11 protein-coding genes are annotated in these 17,980 nt (G+C 64.9%); 3 read left to right on the top strand and 8 right to left on the bottom strand.

The window, feature by feature from the left end; all coding sequences use genetic code 11:
- Window positions 1–2: 2 nt before the first annotated feature.
- On the bottom strand, window positions 3–4,160 hold the full coding sequence (gene purL, locus AC4QBL_RS06935) for a phosphoribosylformylglycinamidine synthase (RefSeq protein ID WP_472901234.1): 4,158 nt from the start codon (window positions 4,158–4,160) through the stop codon (window positions 3–5).
- Between the two features lie 114 nt (window positions 4,161–4,274).
- Here purL and map point away from each other — a divergent pair, with 114 nt between their 5' ends.
- Both map and AC4QBL_RS06925 read left to right on the top strand, forming a co-directional pair.
- Window positions 4,275–5,102: a type I methionyl aminopeptidase gene (gene map / locus AC4QBL_RS06930; protein ID WP_472901233.1), complete on the top strand. Its 828-nt coding sequence runs from the start codon at window positions 4,275–4,277 to the stop codon at window positions 5,100–5,102.
- Window positions 5,103–5,130: 28 nt separating this feature from the next.
- Window positions 5,131–7,890, top strand: coding sequence for a [protein-PII] uridylyltransferase (locus AC4QBL_RS06925; protein ID WP_472906312.1), 2,760 nt, complete (start codon window positions 5,131–5,133; stop codon window positions 7,888–7,890).
- Window positions 7,891–8,071: 181 nt separating this feature from the next.
- On the opposite strand, the gene def is transcribed toward AC4QBL_RS06925, so the two are convergent.
- On the bottom strand, window positions 8,072–8,611 hold the full coding sequence (def, locus tag AC4QBL_RS06920) for a peptide deformylase (RefSeq protein ID WP_472901231.1): 540 nt from the start codon (window positions 8,609–8,611) through the stop codon (window positions 8,072–8,074).
- Between the two features lie 90 nt (window positions 8,612–8,701).
- Between def and AC4QBL_RS06915 the strand changes: the two genes are divergently transcribed.
- Window positions 8,702–9,073, top strand: a complete 372-nt coding sequence (locus AC4QBL_RS06915) for a hypothetical protein (protein ID WP_472901230.1) — start codon at window positions 8,702–8,704, stop codon at window positions 9,071–9,073.
- A gap of 315 nt (window positions 9,074–9,388) precedes the next feature.
- On the opposite strand, the gene AC4QBL_RS06910 is transcribed toward AC4QBL_RS06915, so the two are convergent.
- The 6 genes from AC4QBL_RS06910 to smc all read right to left on the bottom strand — a co-directional run bounded on the left by AC4QBL_RS06910 (window position 9,389) and on the right by smc (window position 17,867).
- Window positions 9,389–9,976, bottom strand: a complete 588-nt coding sequence (locus AC4QBL_RS06910) for an RES family NAD+ phosphorylase (protein WP_472906313.1) — start codon at window positions 9,974–9,976, stop codon at window positions 9,389–9,391.
- Window positions 9,977–9,988: 12 nt separating this feature from the next.
- The gene (locus AC4QBL_RS06905) at window positions 9,989–10,456 is read right to left on the bottom strand and encodes a MerR family transcriptional regulator (RefSeq protein WP_472906314.1); all 468 of its coding nucleotides are present in this window, start codon (window positions 10,454–10,456) and stop codon (window positions 9,989–9,991) included.
- Between the two features lie 22 nt (window positions 10,457–10,478).
- Window positions 10,479–10,865 carry a hypothetical protein gene (locus AC4QBL_RS06900; protein WP_472906315.1) on the bottom strand — a complete coding sequence of 129 codons (387 nt, stop codon included), beginning with the start codon at window positions 10,863–10,865 and terminating at the stop codon, window positions 10,479–10,481.
- A 90-nt stretch (window positions 10,866–10,955) separates the two neighbouring features.
- Window positions 10,956–13,037, bottom strand: coding sequence for an NAD-dependent DNA ligase LigA (ligA, locus tag AC4QBL_RS06895; RefSeq protein ID WP_472906316.1), 2,082 nt, complete (start codon window positions 13,035–13,037; stop codon window positions 10,956–10,958).
- A gap of 120 nt (window positions 13,038–13,157) precedes the next feature.
- On the bottom strand, window positions 13,158–14,318 hold the full coding sequence (locus tag AC4QBL_RS06890; protein WP_472906317.1) for a cell division protein ZipA C-terminal FtsZ-binding domain-containing protein: 1,161 nt from the start codon (window positions 14,316–14,318) through the stop codon (window positions 13,158–13,160).
- 18 nt (window positions 14,319–14,336) lie between these two features.
- A complete protein-coding gene (gene smc / locus AC4QBL_RS06885; protein ID WP_472906318.1) occupies window positions 14,337–17,867 on the bottom strand; it encodes a chromosome segregation protein SMC in 3,531 nt (1,176 codons plus the stop codon).
- Window positions 17,868–17,980 lie beyond the last annotated feature (113 nt).

Genomic DNA, 17,980 nt, shown 5'->3' with positions numbered 1-17,980 from the left:
GCTTAGCCCACCCACTTGCGCGCGTTGCGCCAGATGCGCATCCACGGGCTGTGGGCGCTCTGGCCACCGGCTTTTTCCACATCCATCCAGCTCATCTGGATGTTGCGGAACACGCGTTCGGGGTGCGGCATCATGGCGGTGAAGCGGCCGTCTGCCGTGGTCACGGCGGTTAGGCCTGCGGGGCTGCCGTTGGGATTGAACGGGTACTGCTCGGTGGCGGCACCGGTGTTGTCCACAAAGCGCATGGCCGCAATGGCTTGCGCGGGGTCGCCGCGGAACTTGAAGTTGGCAAAGCCTTCACCGTGCGCCACGGCAATCGGCAGGCGGCTGCCGGCCATGCCTTGCAGGAACAGGCTGGGCGATTCGAGCACTTCGACCATCGACAAGCGGGCTTCAAAGCGCTCGCTCTGGTTGGTGGTGAAACGCGGCCAGGCCTGGGCGCCGGGGATGATGTCGGCCAGCTCGGCAAACATCTGGCAGCCGTTGCACACGCCCAGGCCAAAGGTGTCTTGGCGGGCAAAGAAACCCTGGAACTGCTCGGACAGCAAAGGGTTGAAGGTGATGGAGCGCGCCCAGCCAATGCCGGCGCCCAGCGTGTCGCCGTAGCTGAAACCGCCGCAAGCCACCACGCCCTGGAAGTCTTCCAGCTTGGCGCGGCCGCTTTGCAGATCGGTCATGTGCACGTCAAACGCCTCAAAGCCTGCTTGCGTGAAGGCGTAAGCCATTTCCACATGCGAGTTCACGCCCTGCTCGCGCAAGATGGCGACCTTCGGGCGGCTCAGGTTCAGAAACGGCGCGGCCACGTTGTCCAGCGGGTCGAAGCTGAGCGACACATGCATGCCCGTATCGGACGGCAGGCCGGCGGCTGCGTGCTCGCTGTCGGCACAGGCCGGGTTGTCGCGCTGCTGGTTGATGCGCCAGCTCACGCTGTCCCACACCTGGTGCAGGTCAAACAGGTCGGCACTGAACACCGACTTGGTGTCGCGCCACACCTGCAGCTTGCCCTTGCCCACGTCCATGCCGGACGACTCGGGGCGGGTCTTGCCCACAAAGTGGCTGTGCTTGCTCAGGCCGTGTTCGCGCAGGGTTTGCATCACAGCGTTGCGCTCGGCCGTGCGCACCTGCAGCAGCACGCCCAGCTCTTCACTGAACAAGGCCTTGAGCGTGAGTTCTTCGCGGCGGGCGCTGACCTGGGTGGCCCAGTTTTTGGCGTCGCCGCTGTCCATGCGGCTGTCGGCAATGCCGTCGCCCTCGGTCACGAGCATGTCCACATTCAGCGCCACGCCCACATGGCCGGCAAAGGCCATTTCAGCGGCAGCAGCCAGCAGGCCACCGTCGCTGCGGTCGTGGTAGGCCAGCAGCTTGCCTTCGGCGCGCAGCGCGTTGACGGCGTTCACCAGGTTGACGAGATCTTGCGGGTCGTCCAGATCGGGCACGGCGCCGCCAGGCTGGCCCAGCGCCTGAGCCAGCATGCTGCCGCCCATGCGGTGCTGGCCCTTGCCCAGGTCCACCAGCACCAAGGTCGTGTCTTCCGTGGTGCGGTCGAGTTGAGGGGTGAGCGTGCTGCGCACGTCAGCCAGCGTGGCAAAGGCGGTCACGATCAGGCTCACGGGCGAGGTCACTTTTTGCTTGTCGACCCCGTCTTGCCACTGGGTGCGCATGGACAGGCTGTCTTTGCCCACCGGAATGGAAATGCCCAACGCCGGGCACAGCTCCATGCCCACGGCTTTCACGGTGTCGAACAGCGCGGCGTCTTCGCCGGGTTCGCCACAGGCGGCCATCCAGTTGGCGGACAGCTTCACGCGCGGCAGCTCAATGGGCGCGGCCAGCAGGTTGGTGATGGCTTCGGCCACCGCCATGCGGCCCGACGCAGCCGCGTCGAGCGAGGCCAGCGGCGTGCGCTCGCCCATGGCCATGGCTTCACCCGCAAAGCCAGAAAAGTCGGCCAGCGTCACGGCGCAGTCGGCCACCGGCACCTGCCAGGGGCCGACCATCTGGTCGCGGTGGCTCAGGCCACCCACGGTGCGGTCGCCAATGGTGATAAGGAAGCGCTTGGACGCCACGGTGGGGTGGCTCAGCACGTCGATGACCGCTTTTTGCAGGTCGACGCCGGTGAGGTCCATGGGCTGCGGCGCACGCGCCACGCTTTTCACGTCGCGGTGCATCTTGGGCGGCTTGCCCAGCAGCACGTTCATGGGCATGTTGACGGGGTTCTGGCTCCCTCCCCCGCTGGGGGAGGGTTGGGGTGGGGGCTCGCCTGCCGATGAGGTGTCGGCGCGCAGGCCCCCATCCCTGCCTTCCCCCAGGGGGGGAAGGGGCAAATCCGAACTGCCCTGCCGTGGCGTTGCCAAGGGCAAATCCACATCGCTCACCACCAGATGGCGCTCTTCGGTGGCCACGCCCACCACCGCAAACGGGCAGCGTTCGCGCTCGCAAAACGCCTGAAACTGCGCCAGCGACTCGGGCGCGATGGCCAGCACGTAGCGTTCCTGGCTTTCGTTGCACCAAATCTCTTTGGGCGCCAGGCCACTTTCTTCCAGCGGCACGGCGCGCAGGTCAAAGCGGGCGCCGCGCCCGGCGTCGTTGGTCAGCTCCGGGAAGGCGTTGGACAAACCGCCCGCGCCCACGTCGTGAATGGCCAAAATCGGGTTCTTGTCGCCCTGCTGCCAGCAGTGGTTGATGACCTCTTGCGCGCGGCGCTCAATCTCGGGGTTGCCGCGCTGCACGCTGTCAAAGTCGAGCGAAGCGGCGTTGGTGCCGCTGGCCATGGAACTGGCCGCGCTGCCGCCCATGCCGATCTTCATTCCCGGGCCACCCAGCTGAATCAGCAGCGAGCCGGCGGGGAATTCGATCTTGTGGGTCTGCCCGGCGTCGATCACGCCCAGGCCGCCCGCGATCATGATGGGCTTGTGGTAGCCGCGCTGCACGCCGTCCACGGCCTGCTCGTATTCGCGGAAATAGCCCAGCAGGTTGGGCCGGCCAAACTCGTTGTTGAAAGCGGCGCCGCCCAGCGGGCCCTCGGTCATGATCTGCAGCGGGCTGGCAATGTGCTCGGGCTTGCCGCCCGGCTGGTCGCTCAGGCCGCCCCAGAGCTTGGACACGGTGAAGCCGGTCAGGCCCGCCTTGGGCTTGGAACCGCGCCCGGTGGCGCCTTCGTCGCGAATCTCGCCGCCTGCGCCGGTGGACGCGCCGGGAAACGGCGAGATGGCGGTGGGGTGGTTGTGCGTTTCCACCTTCATCAAGATGTGGTGCGTGGCCGGCTCGGCCACGTAGGCGGGCGAAGCGTTGCCGCCGGCGCGCGCCACAAAGCGCTCCACCGGGTTGCCTTCCATGATGGACGCGTTGTCCGAGTACGCCACCACGGTGTGCTGCGGTGCCAACTGGTGCGTGTGGCGGATCATGCCAAACAGGCTTTTGTCCTGCGCCACGCCGTCAATGGTGAACTGCGCGTTGAAGATTTTGTGGCGGCAGTGCTCGCTGTTGGCCTGCGCAAACATCATCAGCTCCACGTCGGTGGGGTTGCGCTGCAAGCCGGTGAAGGCGTTCACCAGGTAATCAATCTCGTCGTCGGCCAGGGCCAGGCCCCAGGTGGTGTTGGCTTGCACCAGGGCCGTGCGGCCACCCGCCAGCACATCCACATGCGCCATGGGCGCCGCGTGCAGTTCGGTGAACAAGGCGCTGGCCTGGCTGCGGTCTAGCGACACGTTTTCGGTCATGCGGTCGTGCAGGCTGTCGGCCACGGCTTGCAGTTGCTCGGCGCTCAGGCTGGCTTTGCCCAGCAGGCCGCTTTTAAGCTGCAGCCGGAATTCCACCAACCGCTCCACCCGGTGCAGTGCCAGGCCGCAGTTGTGGGCAATGTCGGTGGCTTTGGACGCCCAGGGCGACACAGTGCCCAGCCGCGGCATCACCAGCAGCGCCGGGGCGCCGCTTTCGGTCAGCTTCTGGTGCGCTTGCGAGCAAGGCTCGCCGTAGGCCAGCAGCTGGCCCAGGCGCTCCACGGTGGCGGCGTCGGGCTCGGCGTCAAACGACGCCAGGTGCACAAAGCGCGCCGTGAGGCCGGTGATCTTGTCGGAAATGCCCACGAGGCGGGGCAAAATTTGCTGGACTTTGAAGTCGCTGATGGCATTGCCGCCATCAAAAAAGCGCAGGTGCAGGGACACGGTGGGAGCCTGGGGTGCGTGAACCCAGAGGGTGGGTGGAAACCCGCGATTTTACCCGGGCAACCCGCCCACCCCCGCCAACCACGCCCAGCCCCGGTGGGATAATCCAGCCCCATGAGCATCACCTACAAAGACGAAGCCGGCATCGCAGGCATGCGCGTGGCCGGCCGACTGGCCTCCGAAGTGCTGGACTACCTGACCCCGCTGATCCAGCCCGGCATGACCACGCTGGAAATCGACCGCCTGGCGGCCGAATACATGAAGCAGCAGGGCACGCGCTCGGCCACCATTGGCTACCAGCCCAGCGGCTACCCGCCCTACCCCGGCCACCTGTGCACGTCCATCAACCAGGTGGTGTGCCACGGCATTCCCAATGAAAAGCCGTTGAAAAAAGGCGACATCCTGAACATCGACGTCACCGTGATCACGCCCGAAGGCTGGTACGGCGACAACAGCCGCATGTTCCTCATTGGCGGCGAAGCGGCCTGCAGCATCCAGGCAAAGCGCCTGTGCCACGTCACCTTTGAAGCCATGTGGAAGGGCATTGCCATGGTCAAACCGGGCGTGCGCTTGGGCGACATTGGCCACGCCATTCAAACCTTTGCCGAAAGCAACGGCTACACCGTGGTGCGCGAGTTTTGCGGCCACGGCATCGGGCAACGCTTCCACGAAGACCCGCAGGTGCTGCACTACGGCCGCCCCGGCACGCTGGAAGAGCTGAAAGCCGGCATGACCTTCACCATCGAACCCATGATCAACGCGGGCAAGCGCGACATCAAGGAAATGGGCGACGGCTGGACCATCGTGACCAAAGACCGCTCGCTCTCGGCCCAATGGGAGCACACCATTTTGGTCACCCCCACGGGCTACGAGGTGCTCACGCTCTCGGCCGGCAGCCCGCCCGTGCCCGCCTTTGTGAACCAAGTTCCCGCCACCGTCTGACCGGGCCACCGGCCACCAGGAGAACGCCATGAGCGACCCCAAAGGCGACATTGGGGCGCTGCGCCTCCATTACCGCAGTGAAAAATCGGCCATTCTGGAGCGGCTGGGTGTGCAGGGCGCGTCTTCGCGCGGCGTACGCAGCGCCTTGCAGCGCCTCACACGCCTGACCGACCAGACCCTGAGCGCGCTCTGGAGCCACGCCGGCTTTGGCCCCAGTTTCACCCTGATGGCGGTGGGCGGCTACGGCCGTGGTGAGCTGTTTCCGTTTTCTGACGTGGACGTGCTGGTGCTGCTGCCCGACGGCAGCCTGCCGGAGCAAGACGAAACGCTCAAGGCCCGGCTGGAAGGTTTCATTGGGTCTTGCTGGGACGTGGGCCTCGAAATTGGCTCCAGCGTGCGAACAGCCGCCGACTGCGTGGAAGAAGCCGCCAAAGACGTGACGGTGCAAACCTCGCTACTGGAATGCCGCCTGCTTTGTGGCAGCAAAGCGCAGTTCAATGCCCTGGTGGGCCAGCTGAACGAGGCGATGGACCCCAAGGCCTTTTTTGTGGCCAAAACGCTGGAAATGCGCCAGCGCCACAACAAGTTTGAAAACACGCCGTATTCCCTGGAACCCAACTGCAAAGAGTCGCCCGGCGGCCTGCGCGACCTGCAGATCATCTTGTGGGTGGCCAAAGCGGCCGGCTTGGGCCGCAGCTGGGACGAACTGGCCCGCAAAGGCCTGGCCACGCCGCTGGAAGCGCGCCAGATCAAGGCCAACGAAGCCCTGCTCAGCCTCATTCGCGCCCGGCTGCACCTGCTGGCCAACCGCCGCGAAGACCGGCTGGTGTTTGACCTGCAAACCGCCGTGGCCGAGTCGTTTGGCTTCAAGGCGCAGGTGCCGGCGGTGATCACCCCCAGCGGCCCGGGCGGGCACACGCCCCCGCACGCCCGGGGCATGCGCCGCGCCAGCGAAGCGCTGATGAAGCGCTATTACTGGGCGGCCAAAGCGGTCACCCAGCTCAACCAGATTTTGCTGCTGAACATTGAAGAGCGCCTGAGCAGCAACGACGCTGGCGTGGACCGCCGGCGCCCGCTGAACGAACGCTTTTTTGACAAAGGCGGCATGCTGGAGGTGGCGCACGACAACCTGTATGTGCAGCAACCCCACGCCATTCTGGAAACTTTTTTGATCTACCAGACCACGGTAGGCATCAAAGGTTTGTCGGCCCGCACGCTGCGGGCGCTCTACAACGCGCGGCCGGTGATGAACGCGAAGTTCCGCGCCGACCCGGTCAACCGTGCCACCTTCCTGAAGATCCTGCAGCAGCCCGAAGGCATCACCCACGCCATGCGGCTGATGAACCAGACCTCGGTGCTGGGGCGCTACCTCTGGGTTTTTCGCAACATCGTCGGGCAGATGCAGCACGACCTGTTCCATGTGTACACCGTGGACCAGCACATCTTGATGGTGCTGCGCAACGTGCGCCGCTTCTTCATTGCCGAACATTCGCACGAATACCCGTTTTGCTCGCAGCTGGCCGCAGGCTGGGACAAACCGTGGATCTTCTACATTGCCGCGCTGTTTCACGACATTGCCAAGGGCCGCGGCGGCGATCACTCGGACCTGGGCGCAAAAGACGTGCGCATCTTCTGCCGGCAGCACGGCATAGCACGCGAAGACAGCCAGCTCATCGAGTTTCTGGTGTCCGAACACCTGACCATGAGCCGCATGGCGCAAAAGGAAGACCTGAGCGACCCGGACGTGATCAACGCCTTTGCCAAGCGCGTGGGCAACGAGCGCTACCTGACCGCGCTGTACCTGCTCACCGTGGCCGACATCCGAGGCACAAGCCCCAAAGTGTGGAACGCCTGGAAAGGCAAGCTGCTGGAAGACCTGTACCGCTACACGCTGCGCGCGCTCGGCGGGCGCGCCCCCGACCCCGGCGCCGTGGTGGAAGCCCGCAAACGCGAAGCCCTTTCGCTGCTGGCGCTGCACGCCCTGCCCCACCTGGCGCACAAAGCGCTGTGGGACACGCTGGACGTGAGCTACTTCATGCGCCACCAGGCCGACGAAATTGCCTGGCACACCCGGGTACTCACCAAGCAGCTGGCCGTAGCCGCCTCGCAAACCAACCACCAGCAGGCCACGCAAAACGCCCGCGCCGCCGCCAAGCGCCCCGCTGCGCCCGACGGTGAAGCCAGCGCAGACAACAACGTGCCGGGCGAACACTGCATCGTGCGCGCACGCATCTCGCCCGAAGGCGAAGGCCTGCAGGTGCTGGTGTACGCACCCGATCAAAACGACCTGTTTGCCCGCATCTGCGGTTACTTTGACACCTCGGGTTTCAGCATTCTGGACGCGCGCATCCACACCACGCAAAACGGCCACGCGCTCGACACCTTCCAGGTGGTGGCGCCCACGCTGTCAGAGCACTACCGCGAACTCATCGCCATGGTGGAAAACAACCTGGCCCAGACCATTGACGAGCGCGGGCCACTGCCCACCCCCACGAAAGGCCGCCTGTCGCGCCGCGTCAAGAGCTTCCCCGTGACACCCCGGGTAGACCTGCGCCCCGACGACAAAGCCCAGCGCTGGCTGCTCAGCGTGTCGGCCAGCGACCGCGCCGGCCTGCTGTATTGCATTTCACGGGTGCTGGCGCGCCACGAAATCAGCGTGCAACTGGCCAAAATCACCACCCTGGGCGAGCGCGTGGAAGACACCTTCCTCATCAGCGGACCACAGCTGCAGGTGAACAAGCGGCAAATTGAAATTGAAACCGAGTTGCTGGAAACGCTGGAAGGCTGAGCCGTCCGCACTCCCCGCTCCCACCCCCTCTCCCGGTAGCGTGAGAGGGCCGGGGTGAGGGTCTTCAGCGTTCTATGAAGCCGGCTCGTTGACCAATTTCCCACCGTTCGCCCTGAGCTTGTCTAAGCCCTTCGACAAGCTCAGGGCGAACGGTGGATACCACTCCCGGCCGCATCGATCCTCAATCGTCATCCCCCGCGTCCAGCCCAGGAAACAGCACCTCGGTAAAACCAAAGCGCGTGAAGTCGCGCACCCGCATCGGGTACAGCTTGCCCCACAGGTGGTCGCACTCGTGCTGCACCACCCGGGCGTGAAAGCCATCGGCCTCGCGGTCAATCGCCTGGCCCAACGCGTCGAACCCCTGGTAACGGATGCGCTTGAAGCGAGGCACCACGCCGCGCAGGCCCGGCACCGACAAACACCCCTCCCACCCGTCTTCCTCCTCGTCGCCCAGCGGCGTGATCACCGGGTTGACCAACACCGTGCGCGGCACCACCGGCGCGTCGGGGTAGCGCGGGTTGGGCGCGTCGGTGCCAAAAATCACCACCTGCAAGTCCACCCCAATCTGCGGCGCCGCCAGGCCCGCGCCGTTTGCCGCCGCCATGGTGTCCAGCAGGTCGGCCACCAGGCGGTGCAGCTCGGGCGTGTTGAAAGTGCCCACAGGCTGCGCCACGCGCAGCAGGCGCGGGTCGCCCATTTTCAAGATGGTGTGAATGGTCATGCTGCTGTTTCTGGGGTTATGGATTACCCCGTGGGGTGTTGGGCCGGGCCGTTATAAAGTGCAGTTTTGAACCGCTTCGGAGGATTTTCCATGCAAACACGCGTTCACTCTCTGCCCTCCGTTTCCAACCGGCTACGCTGGGCCGCCACCGCCGTGCTGCTGGGCGGCTCCTTGGTGTTTTTCAGCACCCAGGCCAGCGCCCAAGGCGCCGAAATCTTCAAAGACGCCAACCTGGCGCTCGGTGAAAAACTCATCGCCGAACACAAGTGCGTCGCCTGCCACGTCAGCAAAGTGGGCGGCGACGGCAGCGCCATGTACAAGCCCTTGGGCAAGATCAACACCGCCGGCCTGTTGCGCGGCATGGTGGAAATGTGCAACACCAGCATGAACCTGGGCCTTTTTCCCGAAGAAGTGAGCGACGTGGCAGCGGTGCTCAACCGAGACCATTACAAGTTCAAGTGAATGCAATGCAACCGCCAACGGTCCGTTCGCCCATTCCGTCTTCGTGCGGAGCAGTTTGTCAGAGTTTCAAAACGTCTCTCGACTGGCCGTCCTTTGGTTAAGCGTTTGCAACCCCGTGGCGATCGGTCGACGGCAAAATACGGTGCCTGACCCCATTACGCTATGCTGAACCCGCCGTGGTCGCCCTGCTTGGCTTGCTGATCAGGGGCGATCAGGTGACCGCGCTGCAATGGCTGGCCATCGGGGGCACCAGAACCGCCAAGTCCGAAGCGCGCCGTGGGGTGGCGGAGAGATCATGCAGGGACAACGTCAACGTCACGCACCGTCCTCCATCAGCGGTACCCCAGATCTGCGAGCAGCGTTCACCGCCACATGCAGCAACTGTCGCGTGCCCGGCTTAACCAGTGGCCACTGCTGCCGACGTTTCAGGGCCGGGATACCACCAGGAAACAGACAGACGCAAGCGTGCTGCATGTGCTGCGCGGAGGCATAAATCAAGCCTTGGTGTCCAGCTTTGAAGCATTCAAGCGCCAGCGCCTGGGTCTGCTCGATACGCAGACTCAGCAGCAGTGGATAGGGCTCAGCCAGTGGACGCAGATCCACCAGCCGCAGGGGCTGCGTTGTAGTGAGCTGGAGCAAGGTGCGTTTGCGCAGTTCAACAAGGCTTCGGCTCTTGGTGTCTCGACGAAACTGCGACTCGAACAGTGCTGTGTCCGCACTGTCGGCCAGGTAGGCCGTGAGCTGATCGGGCAAGCAGAAACGCCCGGACAACACGCCTACCGGCGGTAGCAGCAGCCCATTCGTTTTTACCGTGCCGGGTCGTGCGCGCATTAACTGCACCCGGAAAAATGTCTGCCCGGAGGGTAGTTCAATAAGAGGAGGATTGAGTTCTTTGAGATTCATGGGCAGGGGGTATCAATGTCCCTCTGCTGTTGCGAGACCCAGCACGCGCTGCGCATCCACACCTTGCTCCAAGGCCACACGGGGCGTCTGCCCGTCCAGCGCCGGGTGCGGGCTTTCCAGGAAGGCCAGCAAGGGCCAGCCATCGGCGGTGCCCAGTGCCTGCGACAGCGGCTGGATGTGCGGGAACACAAACGGCTCGAACTGCCAGCGGGGCAACTTGAAGCCGCGCCGCAAGTGTGACACACCGATGCAGCGGCCAGCCTTTATCCAAGCGTTGATGGTCACGCGCGAGGTACCCACCAGTTCGGCAGCTTCATCGGTGGTGATCATGTCGGCCGCCTGCATCCGATCGCGCCGGTAGGCGGCACCATAGCGCAACAACGCATCGGTCTGCGCTTCGCTAGCGTAAGGGTCGTACGAGACGGCATTGCGGGTCGAGGGTTCAAGAGCAACAGAAAGGGGAAAAGTCAAGGTGTTCATTTGAGTTCACTGATACCCGCTGTTATGGCGCGTTGCGCTTGTTGACCCTGCTCTCAAAAAAACCGTGGACAGGCATAGCCCGAGTCAACGGCGTGAACCCTGCGTTCTGCTTCATCACAAGCAATCGAGCAAGGAGTGCAATACGTATTGAAGTAATCAGTGCAGATAACGAATCAAGCTGAGTTTTCCACGGCGCTGGATCGAAAGGCAAAAGCAACGACTGCAAATAGCTTTTATTTAAACGAGACCCATCGGCGCTTCTGATGCTCCGAATCACTTGAAGATAAAAATCATCGAAGACTTCGTGGGCTCTGATGTCTGGATCGGCGTTTTTCAGCTCTCGTTGCACTCTGGCGTAGAGCTCTTCGATAGAGGGTGAAAGATTGAAAGATTGCGTGGGACTGGACATGGGTCATGTGCTCAAGCGGTGGCGACGTCCAAATTTTGAACTATCTAGAAAGGTTTGTCAATTTCGTTAAGTTGGTTTTTCCTCATCGCGTCAACCCTGCCCCAGCAGCACCAACATCCCCACCTCATCAATAACAGCCACTCCCAGCGCCTGCGCTTTGTCCAGCTTGCTGCCAGCTTCTGCACCTGCCACCACATAGTCGGTTTTTTTGCTGACTGAGCCGGCCACTTTGGCGCCTGCGGCTTCCAGCAGGTCTTTGGCCTGGTCGCGGCTTAGGGTGGGGAAGGTGCCGGTGAGCACGAAGGTTTTGCCGGCTAGGGGCTGGGCGGCGCGTTCGGCGGGGGCGCCCTCTTCCCAGTGCACGCCGCAGGCGCGCAGCTGCTCCACCACCTCGCGGTTGTGGGGTTGGTCAAAAAAGGTGCGAATGCTTTGCGCCACCACGGGGCCCACGTCGTTCACTTCGAGCAGCTGTTCTTCGGTGGCGTCCATGATGCGGTCGAGCTGGCCGAAGTGGCGGGCCAGTTCTTTGGCGGTGGCTTCGCCCACGTGGCGAATGCCCAGGCCGAACAAAAAGCGTGGCAGCGTGGTGGTTTTGGACTTTTCCAGCGCGGCCAGTATGTTCAGGGCCGACTTGTCGGCCATGCGGTCGAGGCTGGCCAGGGCGGTGAGGCCCAGGCGGTACAGGTCGGGCAGGGTTTTGACCACGCCCGCGTCCACCAGCTGCTCCACCAGTTTGTCACCCAGGCCTTCCACTTCCACGGCGCGGCGGTGGGCGAAATGCAAAATGGCCTCTTTGCGCTGCGCGCCACAGAACAGGCCGCCGGTGCAGCGGTAGTCGGCCTCGCCTTCTTCGCGCACGGCGGCGCTGCCGCACACCGGGCACTGGTGCGGCATGGTGAACGGGGGTGGGTCGCCCACGCGTTTGTCGGGCAACACGGCCACCACTTCGGGGATCACGTCGCCCGCGCGGCGCACGATCACGGTATCGCCTACGCGCACGTCTTTGCGGCGGGCTTCGTCTTCGTTGTGCAGGGTGGCGTTGGTCACGGTCACGTTGCCCACAAACACGGGCGCGAGCTTGGCCACGGGCGTGAGCTTGCCGGTGCGGCCCACCTGCACGTCAATGGCGAGCACGGTGGTGAGCTGTTCTTGAGCCGGGTATTTGTGGGCCACGGCCCAGCGCGGTTCGCGGGTGACAAAGCCCAGCTGGCGCTGCAGCACGAGCGAATTGACCTTGTAGACGACGCCGTCGATGTCGTAGGGCAGTTGGTCGCGGCTTGCGCCGATACGCTGGTGAAAGGCCACCAGCTCGCTGGCACCGTGGGCAATGGTGGTTTGCTCGGCCACCGGGAAACCCCAGGCTTTCAGCTGCATGAGCAGTTGAAAGTGGGTGTCAAACACCGGCCCGCCTTGCTCGGGCGGCGTCATGTCGCCCAGGCCGTAGGCGAAAAAGCTCAGTGGGCGCTGGGCTGCAATGCCCGAGTCCAGCTGGCGCACCGCGCCGGCGGCGGCGTTGCGGGGGTTCACAAAGGTTTTTTCGCCTTTGGCACCAGCGGCGATCTTGGCGCGCTGTTTTTCGTTGAGGGCATCAAAGTGGTCGCGCCGCATGTAAACCTCGCCGCGCACTTCCAGCACGGGCGGTGCATCGGCCGGCAAGCGCAGCGGAATCTGCCCGATGGTGCGGATGTTGGACGTGACGTCCTCGCCCACCTCGCCGTCGCCGCGGGTGGCGGCCTGCACCAGCACGCCGTTTTCATACCACAGGCTCATGGCCAGGCCGTCAAACTTCAGCTCGGCCACATATTCCAGCGGCGCGTCTGCCTCGCCCAGCCCGAGCGCGCGGCGCACGCGGGTGTCGAAGTTTTGCGCCCCGGTGGGTTCGGTGTCGGTCTCGGTGTTGATGGACAACATGGGTACGGCGTGGCGCACCGGCGTAAAGGCGTCCAGCACCCGGCCACCCACCCGCTGCGTGGGTGAATCCGGCGTCAACAGCTCGGGGTGCGCAGCCTCCAGCGCCTGCAACTCACGAAACAGCCGGTCGTACTCGGCGTCTGGAATCTCGGGCGCGTCCAGCGTGTAGTACAGGTGGGCGTGGCGGTTGAGCTGCTGGCGCAATTCGGTCGCGCGCTCGGCCGGCGTGGGCTGCAATGAAAACAGGTCAGGGGTCGTCATAAACAAGATGCTTCGAATCTGAAGGGAAGTCAGACCCAGAACGCTGCGGAACCGGCTCCGCCGGGCCGCCAGCGTTGCCCCCCCCCTGGGGGGGATGACGCCGCAGGCGGCGCGGGGGGGTTAACTAAACAATCGGCGAGCCTGCGCCGAACCCGCCGCCAGGTCGCGGCTGTCCAGCGCGTCGTACAGGCTTTCCAGGTCGGCGCCGATGCGGTCCATGGTGTCGGTGGACAGCAGCTGCCCGGCGTCGTCGGTAATGACACCGTCCATGGCTTCTGCCAAGGCGGCTGCGGCTTGGCGCATGCGCACAAACGGCTGTTCGCTGCGCGGCACGTGGGTCACTTCCAGCGACAGGGCAATGTCGCGCAAAGCGCTTTGTTCGGGGTCGTCGGCCATGGCGGCTTGGGGGTCAAACGCCAGGCTGAGAATGGGCGCTTGCCCGTGCTGGCTGCCGGCCAGCACCATGCGGCCGGGCAAGGCACCCGCCACAAAGCCCAGGCGGGCGGCGTGCTGGGCCACGTAGCCGGGGCTCCAGGCGGCGCGGCGGGCGCGCAGGGTGAAGCCCAGTTGCGCGTCGTGGCCGCTGGCAAAGGCGTCGAGCTCGCGGGCGCGGGCCACTTCGGCGCGCATGTCGGGGAAATCGGGCGCAGCGCCCACCGCGTCGGCAAAGGCCTGGGCCTTCACCACAAACTCTGAAAACTCAATGTCGTTGAGTGCGCCCGAGCGGTTGGCCAGCTGCACACCAGCCTGCAAAGCACGGTAGCGCTGGCCCAGGCGCGGCGTTTCCCACTCGCCCGTGGCTTCGCTCAGCCCTTCCACCGCAAAGGGTTTGCTGCCCACGCGGCGCGTGCCGGGCAGCGCGGCCAGCAAGGCGTCGCCCGAGACCTCGCCTTCAAGCAACAACGGGGTGATGACGTCGATCAGGGCGTCAAGCCCGGCTTTTTTCTCGGGCGGGTTGACCACATGGTTGAGCGTGACCGGCACCACCGGCGGCGGCTGCAGGCGCTCGCCATCGGCCATGGCAGAGCCGCTGCCGTTGCCGTCGCTCTCAAACTCGCCGCCCAGCACCGGGTCGATGCGGTGGTCGCCGCGTGGGCGGGCTTCGCCGCTGTCGGCCACCGGGGCGGTGTCGTCAAAACCGGCGGCATCGCCACGGCCTTCTTGCACGCGCTCGCTGGCGGTGCGCGGGGCGCTTTTGCGTGTGATCCAGGCGTTGTAGGCGACCACGCCCGCCAGCACGAGACCGCCGATGATGGCCAGACTGATTTGCAGTGTGCTCATGGTGCTTGGGACTTGGTTTTAGGTGGACTCAATCATGCCGGCGGCGGACTCCATGTCCACCGCGACGATACGGGAAACGCCCTGCTCTTGCATGGTCACGCCAATCAGTTGTTCGGCCATTTCCATGGCGATTTTGTTGTGGCTGATGAACAGGAACTGGGTGCCTTTTTTGCTCATGCTGGTCACCAGCTTGGCGTAGCGTTCGGTGTTGGCGTCGTCCAGCGGCGCGTCCACCTCGTCCAGCAAGCAAAACGGCGCCGGGTTGAGCTGAAAAATGGCAAACACCAGCGCAATGGCGGTCAGCGCTTTTTCACCGCCCGAAAGCAGGTGAATGGTCTGGTTTTTCTTGCCGGGTGGCTGCGCCAGCACCTGCACGCCGGCGTCCAGTATTTCTTCGCCGGTCATCACCAGGCGGGCGTTGCCGCCACCAAACAGCTCGGGGAACATGCGCCCGAAATGGCCGTTGACGGTCTCAAAGGTGCTGCCCAGCAGCTCGCGGGTTTCGCCGTCGATCTTCTTGATCGCGTCTTCCAGCGTGTTCATGGCTTCCACCAGGTCGGCCGACTGCGCGTCCAAAAAGGTTTTGCGCTCGCGGGCGGCGGTCAGTTCGTCCAGCGCAGCCAGGTTCACCGCGCCCAGCGCCTGAATTTCGCGGTGAATGCGGTCAATCTCGCTTTGCAGCCCGGTGAGGCGCACGTTGCCTTCGGTCACGCTTTGCGCCACGGCGGCCAGGTCGGCTTCGGCCTCGGTCAGCAGCTGGCTGTATTGCTCAACGCCCAGGCGGGCAGCCTGCTCTTTGAGCTGGAATTCGGTGATGCGGTTGCGCAGTGGCTCCAGTTCGCGCTCCAGCTGCAGGCGGCGTTCGTCGCTGGCGCGCAGTTTGGCGGTGAGGCCGTCGTAGTCGCTGCGCAGCGTGCCCAGCGCCTGCTCGCGCTCCATCTTCACGGCCAGCGCGCTTTGCAGCCCGCCTTGGGCGGCGGCGTCGTTCAGGCGGGCGAGTTCGTCGCGGGCGCGCTGCTCTTCGTCGGCCAGCGACTTTTCCTGGCTGGCGGCCGTTTCCAGCGAACGCTGCAGCTCGCCCTGGCGCGCTTGCAGGCTGCGCAGGGCAAAGGTGGCTTCCTGGGCGGTGCGCTCCAGCGTGCGTTGCTGCTCGCGGGCCTGGTTCAGGGCGCGCTCGGCGTCAATCACTTTGTCGTCCAGCTGGGCGTGGCGCTCCTGGCTGTCGGCCAGCTGCATGTCCAGTTCTTCAAAGCGGGCTTCGGCGGTCACGCGGCGCTCTTGCAGCTCGTCGAGCTGGGCATCCACCTCGGCCATGTCGCCGGCAATTTGCTGGCTGCGCGCGCGGGTTTGCTCGGCCAGCTGGGCCAGGCGCAGGGCTTCCACCTGCAGTTCGTGGGCGCGGGTGCGAGCTTCGGCGGCATCGCGGCGGGCGCTCACCAGGCGCTGCGAAGCGTCGGCGTAAGCGGCCTCGGCGCGCACCAGCGCGGTGCGGGCCTGCTCGGCCATGAGCACCTGGGCGCGCACGGCTTTTTCCAGGTGTTCAATTTCTTGCGCCCGGGCCAGCAGGCCGGCCTGCTCGCTGTCGGGGGCGTAAAAACTCAGGCTGTGGGCGGTAACGGCGTGGCCACCGGGCACAAAAATGACTTCACCGGGCTGCAAATGGCTGCGCTGCGCCAGCGCTTCTTCCAGCGTGGCGGCGGTCAAGCAGCCGTGCAGCCACTCGCCCAGCAGGGCTTGCTGGGCCGCGTCTTGCTGGCGCAGCCAGCTGGCCAGCGGCTTCAGGCCGGTGGCGCTGGCACCCGCCTGCACGGGCGCAGCACCGGCGGGCGGGTTGTAAAAAGCCAGTTTGGCGGGCGGCGCGTCGTTGCCAAAGGCCCGCATCATGTCCAGGCGCGACACCTCAAGCGCGCCGAGGCGCTCGCGCAGCGCGGCTTCCAGCGCGTTTTCCCAGCCCGGCTCCACGTGCAGGCGGCTCCAGAGCGCTTGCAGGCCGTCCAGCCCGTGCTTGGCCAGCCAGGGCCGCAGCTTCCCGTCGGTACGCACCTTGTCTTGCAGCGCCTTCAGCGCTTCCAGCCGTGCGGTCAGCTCGGACTGCCGGGCCGACTCCTGGTTCACCGCTTGCTGGGCGGTGCGGCGCTCGTCGTCCAGCTGGGGCACGCTGTCTTGCAGTTCCTGCAACACGGCGTCGTTCAGTTCGGTCAGCTCTTGCGCGCTGGCCAGCTGGGCCTGTGCCTCCTGCAAACGGCCTTCGTCGGGCGCGGCCAGCGCGTTCCGGTCGGCGGTCAACCGCTCGCGGCGCTGGTTGAGCTGGCGGCTTTGCTCTTCAATGTTGCGCTGCTCGGCGGCCAGCACCTGAATTTGCTGCTGCACCTGCGTCACGCTGGCGCGCTGTTCGTTGGCGCGAGCCTGGGTTTGGCGCAAGTTGTCTTCCAGCGCGGGCAGGGCCATGCCCTGCTCTTCGCCTTGTGCTGCCAGCACCACCGACTTGTCCTCGGCGTCCAGCATGGCTTCGGCCAGTTGCTCCAGCTCCACGCCGGCGTCTTCGCTGCGCGTGCTCCAGGCGCTGATCTGCTCTTTAAGCTGCACCAAGCGTTGCTCTACCCGCTGGCGGCCTTCCACCACAAAGCGAATCTCCGCTTCCAGCTTGCCCACCTCGGCAGTGGCTTCGTAGAGCTTGCCCTGCGCCTGGTTCACCTGGTCGCCAGCGGCGTAGTGCGCCTGCCGGATGGTTTCCAGCTCGGATTCCACACGGCGCAAGTCGGCCGTGCGCGACTCCAGGTCGTTGAGCGCCTGCGCGGCGTCGTTTTTCACCTTGGCCTGGTCGGCGTCGGCCTCGCTGCGCTTCAAAAACCACAGCTGGTGCTGTTTGAGCGTGGCGCCGGCTTGTAGGGTTTTGTAGCGTGCCGCCACCTCGGCCTGCTTTTCCAGCTTGTCGAGGTTGGCGTTAAGTTCGCGCAAGATGTCTTCGACCCGCGTGAGGTTTTCGCGCGTGTCGGCCAGGCGGTGCGCGGTTTCGCGGCGGCGCTCTTTGTATTTTGAAACGCCGGCGGCTTCTTCGAGAAACAGGCGCAGCTCTTCAGGCTTGCTTTCAATGATGCGGCTGATGGTGCCCTGGCCAATGATGGCGTAGGCGCGCGGGCCCAGGCCGGTGCCCAAAAACACGTCTTGCACGTCGCGCCGGCGCACGGGCTGGTTGTTGATGTAGTAGCTGCTGGTGCCGTCGCGCGTGAGCACGCGCTTGACCGCAATTTCACCAAACTGTCCCCACTGGCCGCCAGCGCGGTGGTCGGCGTTGTCAAACACCAGCTCCACGCTGGAACGGCTGGCGGGCTTGCGGGTGTTGGTGCCGTTGAAGATCACGTCCTGCATGGACTCGCCACGCAGCTCGGACGCTTTGGACTCGCCCAGCACCCAGCGCACCGCGTCCATGATGTTGGACTTGCCGCAACCATTGGGCCCCACCACGCCCACCAGCTGACCGGGGAGCATGAAGTTGGTCGGCTCAGCGAAGGACTTGAACCCGGATAACTTGATCGAATTGAGGCGCACGGGGATTCGGTCGCGGAAGGCTAACTGTTTGATTTGTAACGAAAATCCTCCCCACACAGGGGCCGGACCGCAACGCGCATGATACCGTGTCCACCCACCCCAAAGCCCGAAGG

This window comes from Hydrogenophaga sp. L99 (genome assembly GCF_058731905.1).
Note: the sequence above shows the minus strand (reverse complement) of the source record. Positions and strands in the feature narration are given on the sequence as shown.

Bases quoted from the DNA above. Each gene is read 5' to 3' on its own strand.
- map (WP_472901233.1), top strand. From the start codon at position 4,275: ATGAGCATCACCTACAAAGACGAAGCCGGCATCGCAGGCATGCGCGTG.
- AC4QBL_RS06925 (WP_472906312.1), top strand. From the start codon at position 5,131: ATGAGCGACCCCAAAGGCGACATTGGGGCGCTGCGCCTCCATTACCGC.
- def (WP_472901231.1), bottom strand. From the start codon at position 8,611: ATGACCATTCACACCATCTTGAAAATGGGCGACCCGCGCCTGCTGCGC.
- AC4QBL_RS06915 (WP_472901230.1), top strand. From the start codon at position 8,702: ATGCAAACACGCGTTCACTCTCTGCCCTCCGTTTCCAACCGGCTACGC.
- AC4QBL_RS06910 (WP_472906313.1), bottom strand. From the start codon at position 9,976: ATGAATCTCAAAGAACTCAATCCTCCTCTTATTGAACTACCCTCCGGG.
- AC4QBL_RS06905 (WP_472906314.1), bottom strand. From the start codon at position 10,456: ATGAACACCTTGACTTTTCCCCTTTCTGTTGCTCTTGAACCCTCGACC.
- AC4QBL_RS06900 (WP_472906315.1), bottom strand. From the start codon at position 10,865: ATGTCCAGTCCCACGCAATCTTTCAATCTTTCACCCTCTATCGAAGAG.
- ligA (WP_472906316.1), bottom strand. From the start codon at position 13,037: ATGACGACCCCTGACCTGTTTTCATTGCAGCCCACGCCGGCCGAGCGC.
- AC4QBL_RS06890 (WP_472906317.1), bottom strand. From the start codon at position 14,318: ATGAGCACACTGCAAATCAGTCTGGCCATCATCGGCGGTCTCGTGCTG.